Annotated in this window: 20 protein-coding genes; all 20 read right to left on the bottom strand. The window is 33.1% G+C overall.

Going from position 1 to position 13,246, the window contains the following annotated elements; translation table 11 throughout:
* Nucleotides 1-133: 133 nt before the first annotated feature.
* Nucleotides 134-367 carry a hypothetical protein gene (locus QFZ81_RS05315; RefSeq protein WP_307601811.1) on the bottom strand — a complete coding sequence of 78 codons (234 nt, stop codon included), beginning with the start codon at nt 365-367 and terminating at the stop codon, nt 134-136.
* A gap of 44 nt (nt 368-411) precedes the next feature.
* On the bottom strand, nt 412-546 hold the full coding sequence (locus QFZ81_RS05310) for a hypothetical protein (protein WP_307601809.1): 135 nt from the start codon (nt 544-546) through the stop codon (nt 412-414).
* A gap of 242 nt (nt 547-788) precedes the next feature.
* A complete protein-coding gene (locus QFZ81_RS05305; protein WP_307601807.1) occupies nt 789-1,739 on the bottom strand; it encodes a DUF2971 domain-containing protein in 951 nt (316 codons plus the stop codon).
* A gap of 50 nt (nt 1,740-1,789) precedes the next feature.
* The gene (locus QFZ81_RS05300) at nt 1,790-2,689 is read right to left on the bottom strand and encodes a thermonuclease family protein (protein ID WP_307601805.1); all 900 of its coding nucleotides are present in this window, start codon (nt 2,687-2,689) and stop codon (nt 1,790-1,792) included.
* A gap of 510 nt (nt 2,690-3,199) precedes the next feature.
* Nucleotides 3,200-3,721, bottom strand: a complete 522-nt coding sequence (locus tag QFZ81_RS05295) for a DUF2569 family protein (protein WP_307601803.1) — start codon at nt 3,719-3,721, stop codon at nt 3,200-3,202.
* 15 nt (nt 3,722-3,736) lie between these two features.
* Nucleotides 3,737-4,504 (bottom strand): hypothetical protein, encoded by a 768-nt coding sequence (locus tag QFZ81_RS05290; RefSeq protein WP_307601801.1) that lies wholly within the window; start codon nt 4,502-4,504, stop codon nt 3,737-3,739.
* A gap of 195 nt (nt 4,505-4,699) precedes the next feature.
* The gene (locus tag QFZ81_RS05285) at nt 4,700-4,996 is read right to left on the bottom strand and encodes a hypothetical protein (protein WP_307601800.1); all 297 of its coding nucleotides are present in this window, start codon (nt 4,994-4,996) and stop codon (nt 4,700-4,702) included.
* Nucleotides 4,997-5,126: 130 nt separating this feature from the next.
* On the bottom strand, nt 5,127-5,435 hold the full coding sequence (locus QFZ81_RS05280) for a hypothetical protein (protein WP_307601798.1): 309 nt from the start codon (nt 5,433-5,435) through the stop codon (nt 5,127-5,129).
* Between the two features lie 5 nt (nt 5,436-5,440).
* Nucleotides 5,441-5,623 carry a DUF4083 family protein gene (locus QFZ81_RS05275; protein ID WP_307601796.1) on the bottom strand — a complete coding sequence of 61 codons (183 nt, stop codon included), beginning with the start codon at nt 5,621-5,623 and terminating at the stop codon, nt 5,441-5,443.
* 70 nt (nt 5,624-5,693) lie between these two features.
* Complete coding sequence (locus QFZ81_RS05270; protein WP_307601794.1) at nt 5,694-6,503, bottom strand: DUF262 domain-containing protein; 810 nt, start codon at nt 6,501-6,503, stop codon at nt 5,694-5,696.
* Between the two features lie 91 nt (nt 6,504-6,594).
* A complete protein-coding gene (locus QFZ81_RS05265) occupies nt 6,595-7,092 on the bottom strand; it encodes a hypothetical protein (protein ID WP_307601792.1) in 498 nt (165 codons plus the stop codon).
* A gap of 59 nt (nt 7,093-7,151) precedes the next feature.
* Nucleotides 7,152-7,352 (bottom strand): DUF6199 family natural product biosynthesis protein, encoded by a 201-nt coding sequence (locus QFZ81_RS37580; protein ID WP_483874659.1) that lies wholly within the window; start codon nt 7,350-7,352, stop codon nt 7,152-7,154.
* 59 nt (nt 7,353-7,411) lie between these two features.
* Entirely contained in the window at nt 7,412-7,696 is a 285-nt protein-coding gene (locus QFZ81_RS05260) for a hypothetical protein (protein WP_307601790.1), read from the bottom strand.
* A 176-nt stretch (nt 7,697-7,872) separates the two neighbouring features.
* Complete coding sequence (locus QFZ81_RS05255) at nt 7,873-8,163, bottom strand: hypothetical protein (protein ID WP_307601788.1); 291 nt, start codon at nt 8,161-8,163, stop codon at nt 7,873-7,875.
* Nucleotides 8,164-8,435: 272 nt separating this feature from the next.
* Nucleotides 8,436-9,179: a hypothetical protein gene (locus tag QFZ81_RS05250; RefSeq protein ID WP_307601786.1), complete on the bottom strand. Its 744-nt coding sequence runs from the start codon at nt 9,177-9,179 to the stop codon at nt 8,436-8,438.
* A gap of 30 nt (nt 9,180-9,209) precedes the next feature.
* A complete protein-coding gene (locus QFZ81_RS05245) occupies nt 9,210-9,695 on the bottom strand; it encodes a DUF4085 family protein (RefSeq protein ID WP_307601785.1) in 486 nt (161 codons plus the stop codon).
* 232 nt (nt 9,696-9,927) lie between these two features.
* Nucleotides 9,928-10,212, bottom strand: coding sequence for a hypothetical protein (locus QFZ81_RS05240; RefSeq protein WP_307601783.1), 285 nt, complete (start codon nt 10,210-10,212; stop codon nt 9,928-9,930).
* Nucleotide 10,213: 1 nt separating this feature from the next.
* Entirely contained in the window at nt 10,214-10,798 is a 585-nt protein-coding gene (locus QFZ81_RS05235) for a recombinase family protein (RefSeq protein ID WP_307601781.1), read from the bottom strand.
* A gap of 205 nt (nt 10,799-11,003) precedes the next feature.
* Nucleotides 11,004-11,900, bottom strand: coding sequence for a lipase family protein (locus QFZ81_RS05230; protein ID WP_307601779.1), 897 nt, complete (start codon nt 11,898-11,900; stop codon nt 11,004-11,006).
* Between the two features lie 315 nt (nt 11,901-12,215).
* Nucleotides 12,216-13,145 (bottom strand): DUF4062 domain-containing protein, encoded by a 930-nt coding sequence (locus QFZ81_RS05225; protein ID WP_307601777.1) that lies wholly within the window; start codon nt 13,143-13,145, stop codon nt 12,216-12,218.
* Nucleotides 13,146-13,246 lie beyond the last annotated feature (101 nt).

Here is a 13,246-nt window from a genome sequence, read left to right as displayed (position 1 = left end):
ACCATGTCTAAAATAAACCCTTGTCAGTGTGGGCTTAAATAGGGATAGCAATTTATCTTTACGTAAAATAAAAACATCAATACCATTATTCTCATCTGAAACGAATGCTAGATATGGGGTACAGTTAAATGCTTTACAAGCGGATACCTTGATGTTCCTTCTTCTCACCTGTTTTACGACTTCTCATTTTTACAGAGATGCCCATCACTTCATCATTATTTGGATTTCTAGCTATAATATCAATGCCAACATGATCTACTAAAGCTGACTCAAATCCATGCTTTGACAACCAATATAATATTAAGTTCTCAGCAAAATTGCCATTGGAATGTCGTGAACTTTTTGTTACTTCTGGGTTAAATAACATCGTATCCATCCTTCACAATGAACTTTACTTACTTTACAACAAACCTACACTTCGGATAATTCCCATAACCCTTTACCATACTTACCTCTAAGCTCAATCAACACTCCACCAGATTGAATTGTGATGTCATGCAAAATTAAATATTTGTCTTTATCAAGATTGTTAAGTTGATACGACACAGATATTTCCCCTATATATCCTTTGAACGTGAGAGATTTCAAGATAATCGAAAAAACTAGAGGTACAATAAGAAATATATAGATTGACATTTGACTCTACTTATCTGGTTGAATAAGTTAAATTGTACCATGACTTTTGACATAACAGGGAATATTTTGTTGTATAAAAAGAAGCTTCCAAAGGAAGCTTCCAAACATTTCAAGATATATTTTTCTGTTTTTTGTTGAAATCCAAATGGTATTCACAATTCTCCAGATACCAGTTTAAATTCATCACTTCTCATACTCATTTTAAATACAGGTATATTTCTTCTATTAGCTATACTAAGCACTTTGTTCTGATCATCTTCGCTAATTTTTGTACCTAGATATACAGCTTTTGGAGTTGTGACTGCTCTATTAAATGACTCAAAACTAACTCCCATAGGAAATGTTAATCGCCATTCTCTTTCATATGCCCATTCTTTAGACTTAATAATAGCGGAATAAATACTTATCAGATTATTATGATCTTCAAGTGTTTCTGTCATATAAACTGACATATCGAACATTTTGTCTGTATAAATAACAGGTTGCAAACTTCTCGTCAAAACATCGTCATTTCCACACTGTTTAAAGTCATACTCAACACAAAATCCCTTGTGGTTATTAGCATAATGACTCCACATTAATATTGAATCGTTCAACTCACTAAAACATGCAATAAAAGTACCTTTTTGAGCTTTTTCAACAAAAAGCTTAACATGGTTATCATTCTCTTCTTTCATTAGTCTTATCATAGACTCTGCAAACTCATCAATAATATCTGGTTTTGTACTTAGCTGTTTATCATATGAAAGGACGAACTTACATAATTCTTTCAACGATTTTGTAGAGTATCCTTTTAACTGATTTTTATCCACGCCATTTTGATTATGACTATCTAGAAATTTAGATATTATTGCCCTCTTTATACGTTCCTCCAAATAGTTAAATTCCATATTCAAGGCACAATCGTAAGGATCATTAAAGTTAACGGCATTTGTTACCCAAACTGTATCTTCTTCAAGATTTTTCAACGAAAACTCATTTACTGCTCTATATTTATACAACGATGTTGGAATATGTTCATATTTAAATAGCATCGCTTCTTCCATTTTAATTAATTTATTATTAATAGGATATTTTAGTTTAATATAATCATCAATCCACATACTAATTTCTCCAATCAATTAGATTTCTCAGAATCGTTTAAACCATTTATTTACTTCTCACAAGCTACTCCATCGTTATCCCTATCTAGCTTAGAACTATAACCAGGCTCTCCTCTTTTAATGTTATAAGCACCTGCTGCTTTTGCTTCTGTACAATTATTATAGTAAACGTTTGAACTACTACCACTATTCGTTTCAGCTACAGGTACTGGCTTAGGAGTTGTGGTTGGTACAGGTTTAGGTGATGGACTTTCTTTTGCCTTCACAACACCTTCGTGAAATCCATCTTCTTGCGCATAATTTTCAACACTCCAAATATTAACTCCTTTTTGTTGTGCTGTCTTTTGTATTTCACGGAATTTATCTACATACTTAACATTTGGTGGATAAACATACGCTACTCTTGCGTAACCATTTTCAAGTAACATTTCATTGAACATCTTATCACCTATGTAAAGGTAACAAAGTAATCTTCCGTACTTATCACGTTCTGACACATCAATCTCTAGCTTTACATCTTTATCACTCAATGTATCTTTTGCGTATTTAGAAGCGTCAAGAGCAAACGGTTGAACTGGTTTTTCAGGATCAACACTCTCAGGGGTATCCACTAAAAGTAATCTAATTGTTTCTTCTTTAACTTTTCCACCTTCGTTAAACGAAACTTTCATTGTATCCCCATCAACAACCTTCAGAATCTTGGCTGAGATTAGTTTGTTGGTGGATTCAGGTGTAGTTGTTGGCTTTGCTTGTTCTTTAGTTGGTGTTGGTAAAACTGTTGCTAAGGGACTTGGAATTGGCGAAGCTATGACACCACTTGCTTTTGATTCCACATTAGTTGCAGCCAAGGGTTTTTGTATATCTTGAGAACACCCAGCAACAACAAATATGACTATTAAAGACACCGCTGCACTAATAAGAAGCTTCTTAACTTTTCTTTCATTCAACATCTGGTAATACCTCCAAGTTATGACTGATCTTTAGGACTAAGTAATTATATCAAATAATGGAGTTCTTAGGTGATTTTTCGCAAACGAAAAAAAAGCATCCTATCAAGGATACCCTAGATTAAAGCCTACATTTATCAGGTAGCCCTTTGCCTAATCACTATTTTCATTATCTTGATTGTTTTTAGGAAGTTTCATTAGTAACCACTTCAATATCTTATTTGCTAAAGGTACAGCGATTGCCACTGAAATTACAACTATTGTTACCCAAACCACAGTTTCCGTAAGACTTTCCATTTTATGAGGCACAAACAAATGATATATGTTTATAAACAATTTAGATAATACGCCAATTAAAATCAATATTAGTATGTTCCTTATTAGAATAACTATTGTACGTATCATTCTTATGGAGATTTTCAATAACACCTTCTCCTCCTCAGATTTACTTAAACATGCATGTTAGCTATATAGTCCTGTCTTGGATAAGCACTTAAATCTCCATTATTAATCTCAATGAATAAAGGTTTGCTTTACCCTTTTTGAAAAAAGGAAATAGCAAATCCATAAACATAGCCAAACTACTTTTATAGTTGCTCCCATTATCAACGCCTTTTGAGGTAAATCGTTTGCTAGGAAATAGCTAATAGCAAGTGATACCAGATTCAATACTTCAAAACCAACAATCAATTTAGGAACAAATTTCCTCTTTTTAAAAATCAAAAGAATTGTCACGATCAAGATAAACAAATGTATAAAATTGTAGATTGCAATGAATGCTGAATAACTTGTCCAATTGTGAACGGAAATTCCATATCTCAGTATAACCACGTAATTATACATAATTAAAAAAATGCTTATTACACATGTTGCTGCATAAAGCATTAGCAAACCACCTACAGGTGATGATTCTACGATTTCATTTTGCCTAGAGTCAAAATCAATGATTTCATTTTCACATTTAGGACAGTGCTTAATTCCTGATTCTAACTTGGCTTCACACCAAGGACATTCGATCATGTGAGATTCCTTCAAGTTGCCACCACCTTTCTAACCCCAACTTCCAAACTCTGATACAATTTCAAAACCAGATTCTTTAAGAATCCGTTTGAACTCCACAGTAGTTTCTAATTTGGCTAATCCTTCTTTCGGGACACATTTATTCATATCAAAAGAAATCACAACATTCCCATTATGCCAATCTTGATTTTGTAATTCATTGGTAAAAGCATGACGATACTCTATTTGATAAACCTGACTTTTGGCTTCCCTTGGCAAATGCATGAATGGGAATGTGTCATATTGATGCCATTCCTTACTTTTCTTATTAAACAGTCTTGAAAGAAAGCCCTCATTACTATCCAATGGGATATTTGATGTGCATTCCAGTTCGTCAAAACAGCTTTCTTGATCTTCAAACACATCTGCAATGATTTCTGTGATTGAAGGAAATAAAGCATATTTTGATGATGCTATAAGCAATTTACTCCCATAAAGGCTTTCAATCTCATTAATAGCAAATCCTGTACGTTCAAAGATTCTCCCATACGTTTCGGATTTAACTGAGTGAAATAGATTAACCTCAATAATATAGTCCCTAGTTTCTATACCTTCGTGCATGTTTTTTATAAAATCAGCTAGAGTAGTCTTTACTATAGGGGTTCTATGCGTCTGATGAGAGGTGTTGCAATAAATCTCCAAATCTTCATTGTTTAAATAGCTTTCTGCTACAAGCTTGCGTAATAGATCAGCAATTTGTTCTGCCGCGATTGCTTGTTTATGACCTGTCATCATTACATGCTGATATTCAACGCCCATTCGCTTCCTCCTGCGCTATCTTAACAATGTGTCAAAAAACAAATTTGGGTGAGCATATGTTGAAGCCAGAAGAAAACTCCAAGTCCTCCACATGCAAGAAATAAAACTGTAATCCAAATAATGACTAAAGAGTTCTTCATAATTCTTGAGCGTTCGCAACTATCTTCATGGTTCCATGGATTTGATTTCTTCATTTCATAACAGCTTCTCTCCAGACCAAAATACGTCATTAAGTATCTCATTTATTTGCTTCTTTAATAAATCTAAAGCAAAATTGAGCGGTGTTTGAAACTGATCACCTAACAAAGTAATTCGAACAGGTGAGATGCTTGGACTACTGCCATCACTTGCACAAGGGACAGTAATGATTCTTGGGAATTGATTATAGTAGCATAACGCAATCAACCAATGAGTGGCATAAGTATATTCACTCTTCCCTGTTGTATCATCCCAATATTCTTTGCAAAGAGCATTGTAATCATTTTTACCCATAGGAAGAAAAGCGTATTTGTATACATACCAATTTTTTTACGACACTTTTTCCGTCCTAGTCTGGTTATGTTTTGTAAAACGTTGTTCTCATGAAGCCAAGGCAACCCTAATTTCTTCAATAATCGTTTTCTCATATTTCCCTCATTTGACTAAATGCATCATCAAACCTGCTTGAGATTTCAATAAACTCATTACCCCAACCACTAGCAATAAATATTTCCTGCAAGGAACCTGTTGGAGCAAAGAGAAGCATTATATCATCAAGGGCAGATTCGTTCCCTAGCCTTAAACTTTCGATACATGAATCCAAGAATTTCAACGCTTCGTTAACATCTTTAAACCTTGACCAGGTAACGTCTGTATTGGGCGTATCTATAAGTGAACGAACTTCCAGCAATAGCTCTATCAATGCTGCATACGTGAACAGTCTCTCAGACATCTCATTCAAGACCTATCCTTATCAAGCAGTTCAATTACTTTATCAAGCTTCTTACCCATTTCAACATCGTGTTTCTTCTTCCAATCAAAATATCTTATGCTACTTATCAACGCAATAACTAGCAATACTACCAAAAGCAACGAAATCAGTTGCATTAAACCAGTTTCTTCCGAAAACGAATATCCCATCTAGTATTCCCCTCTCAACACGCAATCTGCCTTACATAAAACTTCTCTTTATTTAAACTATCCTAATTTTTTAATTAATAAGCCTCTGACGTACCTTCTCAAGACTTTCCTGATTAATCTTGCTTCCATAACCGTTCAGTTTAAGAAAATATCTTAGTTTCTGTTCTTCAGAAATTCCACTCAGCACTGCAAATCTGGTTGAATAGAATATAAAACTGCCTTGATCATTATCACACAAATCGCTATAAAGCATTCCTTTATACGAAAATCTATCTTCATAAAACTCTAGAATCGTTTTCATTCTTTCCTTTCCATCTAAGATTTCATACTCAAACATTCCTTGATTTTCTGATTCTAATCGAACAAAAACAAATTCTCCAATCCCAAATCCATTAAATATTGAGTCAATTAATTTCACCTTTTCATCTAAGCTCCAAATAAAATCGATTTGATAACTAGGGGATAAATCCACACCATTGTAGTAAGCTTTATCAATAATTCCTTGTAGGAATATTTGAGAGAAATCCAAATGCAAATCAAGGTCTTTAGTCATTTGTTCAGGAATTACATCGATTTTTTTTCTGACTTCTGTCCAGAGAACTATTCTTTTTTGGTTCTCTTTTTTAACTAGTCTCCAACTTAACTGGTTAGGCTCATATGTAGTATATGAAATTTCATAAGCCCTACCATCAAATAGCACTCTTTCAATTTTAATATCTTGAGTATTCCCAATCCTTATAGGACTTCCAACTTCAAAAATATAAGTTGGCTCTGGTATTAATTCAAGGGACTTCTCAATACAATTTATTGATTCTTCAAGAGCCAGTCTCTGTATCTCTAACTCTTCAGGTGAAACTATTTTTTCTTTCTTTTTAGACATTTATTATGCACCTCAAACTTTCATAGTAAATAGCTTTTTATTAAACCAGTTATTTTAAATGAAACCTTCTTAAATGAAATCCATGTTTTATTTAAACCCAATACATTGACCATGAAATTCTAACTCCAATAATAGCAAAACTAATCCCATAAATAACCAATAATGTCAGTCTTTTCTTCGAAAATGAAACAATCTTCTTAGTGGTATCTATATGTATTCTGAATAGGTAATGCATATTTAACAGAAAGCAAACCCCTAGTGTACCTAATGCTATTTTTGAAAGATAGCCATATATTACTGAATCAAAAATAGTGCTTATAGCATAATCAAATTCCTTTGGGTTTGAACCAATAAATATTTCCCCAATCACCTCTAAGAAAAACGAAAACACCACAAATATAATCATCCTAACTATCACTTGATTGAAAATGTTCCTAATTACATATGAAAATCCCAAAACATTATTCGTTCCTAGCTTCAATTTCAGTATCAAAACAATAAGTCCATGAATCGTTAGTTCAAATAAGGAGAACGATATTATCCAAAATATACCTATCAGACTTATTACAATTGTCCAACCTTCAATCATAATTTTCATCCCTTAGTTTTAATGAAATTGCTCTTTCATTTAAGCTGATGCAGAGTATGTTACTCTAATACCTTTGTGAATTGATTCAGAATACCAAGAAAGACAAATAAAACACCTGATACCCTATTCAATACTAGAACAAACATATTTGCTGGTTCTGACTCCAATTTAAAATCATCTTTTGTAATTCGAAACATAAAGCATGATAAAAACCATAATTGTTTAGGAAACAAAATATTGAGCAATCCCACGACAATCAAGCATGCCGTAATTAGAATGTGTTTATTTCCCTCATTCCTAAAAAGCTATCTCAATTCAATTAATTACTAATATCTCCCATGAAATACCTAGTCAATTGAACAATCACAAAGATAATCGCACAAACAATTAGGGCTTTCTGAATAAGTTTGGATAGCGTAACTGTTAGGTTTTTTACATTCTCCCACGTTGTTGAGTTTTCACCAATTGAGCGTTTCAGCAGCCAAGACAATGGATAAACAAGGCAAGCAAAAATAAAGAACACAATCTTAATAAACCAAGCATGATCGAAAAATGCAATTAAGTGTGCCAAGTCATACCAATGATAATTGTGTTCGTTAGTCATTTTGAGTCACCTATCTGCAATAAATCGCGCTTTCAAGTATGTATAAGGTCTTTAAGAATAAATTTCAGGACATCACTATTGAGCTTTTGTATAATTGAATGCTCAAACGAATCAATTACATCGAATTGAATTGGTTCATAGCTATTAAGCCATAGTACTCATTAAAAACATAAACATCATCCTGCATAATGTCCTCCCTTTTCAGGATAGATTCCATGTTCCTTATAATACCTGTATATCTTCATAATCGCCCTTCCTGCTAATCCATAATCTTTCCATTCACCATCACATGGCGTTACTAATTCAAAGGTAATATCCTGTTCATTCTCACTTGCAATTTCTAATCCTATATGTTTACTTAAATCAATTTCAAAGACACCTTCAAAACAATTGAAATCCTTGCTATAGCCATATGTTGCAAGAGTTCCATTAATGTTCAATAACTTGAAACTAACCGCTATTCCCATATCCATCAACTTCCTTTATATCCCATTCCACTCATTATACATTAAAAATAAACACAAAAAAGCTACCTTTTTGGGATAGCTGTTCTTATTTAATTTGCCATTAATCCGAAATTGATTCATATTCTCTACACTAACTAATTAGCTTCTATGAGACTTTTTCCAGTATATGCTTATGATAAACTAAAATGAATCATTGTCTTTTTCATCATATGGTTGGTTTACTAATTTATTAAAACCACTAACAGGATATATGTAAGTCATTGATTTTATCTTCAAGTATTTTTTGATCTCTCTAAATATGTTTTTCCATGAGGACTAAACTCTCCTGAACCATTGGTAAGTTTGATTATTGTTTTTTCAAGTGATCTTCTTAAAAATTGTTTATCTTGATGTCCTAATCTAAACCTTGTAAAGTCCTTATTTAAGCTTTTGTATAATTCTCCTATTGATTTGTCAAAATGCAAATTATGCTTGTAGGTCAATATATAGTAAGCATCTTCGCCTCTTAATTTGGAAATAATAGCCCATAAAATATAATGAAATTTATATTTCACAAGAGTATTTTTATTAATTGGATCAAATAACTTTGTCTTTTCATTAAGTCTGTATAATTGATCTAACATGCACCAAAAAAGTTCAATTTCAGCAATACTTTGCAAATTACCAACACATAAATCTTCATGATAATCATAGTATTTTACATTATGAAATGCAGAGATAATTTGTGGAGTACCATACATAAGATTTACATTTATATGTTTAAGAATGTTTTCTTTTATTACACTGACTTCTATTCCAGGCTTAATATCATGCACTCGTGTATATGCAGTCTTAACATCCAGATACACATATAACTCAAAAAGAATTGGTGCATATAGCTTTTGATATACTTCTTTATTATACTTAATATTTTCACGCTTCTTAGTTAACCAATGAGAAATAATTTGAGCAACTACTGCAGCGGCAAATGCAACTGATGCAGTTACTATTGATGTCAAGTAAGGATTACTGTTCATTATTTAAACTCAACCCACCTTTTTTATAAATCAAACTTTCTCCAAATACATATTTTTGTTCTTGAAATGAACCAAAATCATTGCGCCAGAAGCAAACAAAATTTCAAAAGACAACGTATCATCATCTACAATCAATATTTCATTGTAGCCCCAGTCATCAAAACCCCTACGTTGTTCAAAGTCACTTTCACCACATTCAAACCTCAATTCAAGCTTCTTGATCTTCTTGAACGTGACCTTCCATTCTTCAATGTTGTTAGTCATTGTAATTGATACTTCAACAGGATTTAGCACACCATACTCAGAATGCTTTACTTCCAATTTTTTTAAGCGATAATCATGAAATCCATTTGTTTTAAAGTGTTCGTAGACCTTACGTGAAAGCCTTTCTTGAAGACTTGGGTAGTGTTCAGCATATGCTTTACTATTCTCAGACCACTCATTATTTGCCTTTTCCGCTTCATGAGCGCAACCTTGATTCATTTGTGTCCATAATTCATTTGTGAAGTATTTCAAGCAAATACGCCCCTATTTCCTTTTTATCCCTATTGTACCATTAGAGGTAAGGCAGAGGGTGATAATTTATCATTGTTAACTCTACATAACCGTGCCCAACGCGGCTGCAGTGCCTATACCCTTTAAAACACAACAAAAATCAATAAAAGTAGAAAGTACTCCCCCCTATCCCAATTAAAATAAGGGAATATCCGCTTATGGACATTCCCTCATTATTAGCTAACCCCGTTATTCACATTTCATCCATTAAAACCTTCAACGCTTCTTTCCCATAGCTTGTCATAAAAACACGATGATCCTTTGAGCTTTTATCAGTCTCAATAAACCTCACACAAGATAAAGCGTTAAAGACTTTTCTAAATATCGCTTCTGACATTTCGCTTTTCTCTTTAAGTGAAAAGAGCGTAATAGCTCTAAACTTTGACAACGCTCCATTTTCGTTCAATATCTTAAGAAGCGTCAGATCCTGCAATGTTATGTTTTCAAGAACATATTCAAAGTAGTTATCCATGTTCATCCTAATTAGCCTTCTGTGTGGGATGAATAGATTTTTTACGATTCTCTATTTCACGATACAGAGTTGCTTTAGATACGCCTGTTAACTCCGCTATCTCTTTTCCACTATGCTGTCTAGAATCATACAACTTCATTGCTTGCTTGATCTTCTTCTCATCAATCTTTGGTCTTCCACCTTTACGTCCTCTTGCTCTTGCCGCCGCTAAACCTGCTAACGTTCTTTCGCTAATAATATCCCTTTCCAGTTCAGCGATGACAGCAAGCATTTTAAACATAGCCCGTCCGACTGCAGTAGTTGTATCTATCTGATCTCTAATACTAATCAACTCAATCTTACGACTCTCTAGTAGCTCACTAATCTCAATCAGCTTCTTAGTTGACCTAGCCAATCTATCTAGCTTATAGACAACTAATGCATCACCTTCACGTAAATATTCCAGAGCTTTAGCCAATTCCACACGATCATCGTTTTTGCCAGACGCTTTTTCCTCAAAAATCTTAATACAGCCAGCCTGGTTAAGTGCATCCGTTTGTAGGTCTAATACTTGATCATTTGTACTTACTCTTGAATAACCGATACGAGACATGGACTTTTCACCCTTTCAAATTGATAGACCGTCTACCCAGCCCAGACTGTACTACCAAAAACGGGCAAAAGCCAGTCTTTTTTTACTTTGTTTTTGAGATGGCTTTTGGTACTAATGCTGAGCTATTAATGTATGAATTTACGTATCGGTTCAATTGTTCTCAAAAACATTCGTTTTAGACAATTAAATTACTTAGTTAAACAAATCAAATAGTCATTAAATTCTTTAATCTTCGTTTGTATTCCCCTATTCGATGTTCTTGAAGTTTGTTTAACCATTGCCTTAACCATGTTACCTTACCAAACTTTTCACGAATTAGAATTGCGTCAAGACTATCATAGGTTAAATAAAATTCATTCTTCGCGTCTGAATAACCAAAATATCTACTAGGAAGAGTTGGAATGACATCAAGCTTATTTAATATGGAATAGTGAGTTTCTCCACATTCTGTTGCATAACTATTTCCGACTCTTGGCATTCCAAAAACAAAACAACTAAATAAACCATAATATGTGTGTCTAAAAGCCCTCCCTAGGCATGCTTTATATAAAATAGTAGCTAATGCTCCGCCAAGAGAATGCCCAGTAAAAACCACTTTGGTATCATTGTCTGTATGCAAACCTAGTTCCCTTTTAAATTTCCCATAAATTCTTGAAACTTCACGATAAAAACCAGAATGATATTTCTCGTTGTAACGCCTCTTCACTTTTCTCGCTTTAATATTTACTAAATTATCTCTGTAAATATGGTGTGTACCTCGAAGGGTTACAAATAACACGTTTCTACATTTAATTCCAATACTTATTATGTTACGTGTCTCTATTATAAAAACTACTTTAATCTCTTCGTTGTGTGAAGCGTTTCTTTGGACATGTCTTCGAATATCAAATGATTTTTCTTCTTCTATTATAGTCCAATACTTCCTACATGGAATTATTTTCAAACGGTTAATATCTTGCCTTTCAAACTCAGGAATATGTAAATAAGCCATTTCTGAAAGGATGGAAGTTATATAAGCCTTCTGTAACGTAAATTCATAATTATCCCATATACCGTCTCTAACTGAATTTATTATTTCTTCTAATTCATCATTTTCTATCATATCCCTCGACCTTTCACCTTTTATAAATCTTTAAGTTCTAGTCTCTATTAGTTACCCAGACTGAATTTTTTATAAAGACCGCTCTGACCCTTTGATAAACCTTAGTTTAAGTCTATTTTTGAATTTGACAAATAAAAAGGAACGATATTCGCTCACTGATTTAGATATAACTATAGTAGTCAATAATACATGAAATTGTCTCGGTTCATACGTATCGATGAAACTTCGCAAAAACATTAAAAGAAAAAGGCATGAACCTCCTTGAAATGCTTGGGTTTATGCCTTAGTCTTTAAAATCTTCTTAAAGTTTGATATTTATTGTTGATTACTTCTTTTTACCGCTACATCACAAACGGAAAGAAATCTTTGTCCATCTTGAGATAATTTATATGTTTTCACACCATTAACATCCATTAATTCTAGAAGATTAAATTTATACAGCAAAGGCGCTACATTATAATAAACAAATAACGACTTATCGTTAATACTCACACCATTAATAAACAAATGGTATTCCGTGATGAAAAAATTTAAAATGCTTATCTTGCCAGTCCAATTAGGTGGTATTACTGTCTCGTCACCAAGAACTTTTCCTATATCATTAACTGAAATGCCATTAAATAAATAATTTTTATCAAGAGATCCTTCGAGATCTTTTATTTGCTTTTTCAACTGCTTATTTTCTTCTCTTAGTCGATCTACTTCGGTAGAGTTATTGTTAACTTCCTTTCCAGAAATCCAACCAGAAAGATCATTTCTTTGTTCTAACTCTTTCATTGACTTGAGTATTCCATTCTCAATATCTTTCATATCATCAATTTTCTTTATTAGTTTTGATTTCATTAGACCATCTCTAAATTCTTTATGCATTTGAGGATTATTCTGTTCTAATACTTTAGTGTGATCTCCTACGATAGCGATCTTTCTTTGAATTGCATCATCAGTTAAAACAAGTGCGAATCTGGGTTTACCTATTTGACCTGCATAATCAAATTCCCAATGGGTATAACTTTGAGAATTGTCAGGAAGTAACGCGCCATACCTTCCACCTAGTATTAACATATAAATATCTGATTCTTTAATCCACTTTTTAATTATATCTTGTTGAGATTCATCTCCAGCAGTAAATAATTCCATTCCTGCTGGGATATGTCCAGAGTTTAAGACAGCTTGTACCGCTGCTTGACGTTCTTCTTGTAAATCAATAAACGTTGATGAAATAAACACTTGTAGTTTTTTATTCATTTTGTTCCCCTTGCCTGATATGAGTAATTAATTAAGTGTAAATATTTTCTTTAGTTGGTTTACATTTTTTGTTGACTTAGCATCCCTTAACTTTTTCCGCT

It is taken from the genome of Paenibacillus sp. V4I9, assembly GCF_030817295.1.
Taxonomy (GTDB): Bacteria; Bacillota; Bacilli; order Paenibacillales; family NBRC-103111; genus Paenibacillus_E.
The sequence above is the reverse complement of the archived record's forward strand: the minus strand, read 5'-3'. Positions and strand labels throughout refer to the sequence as shown.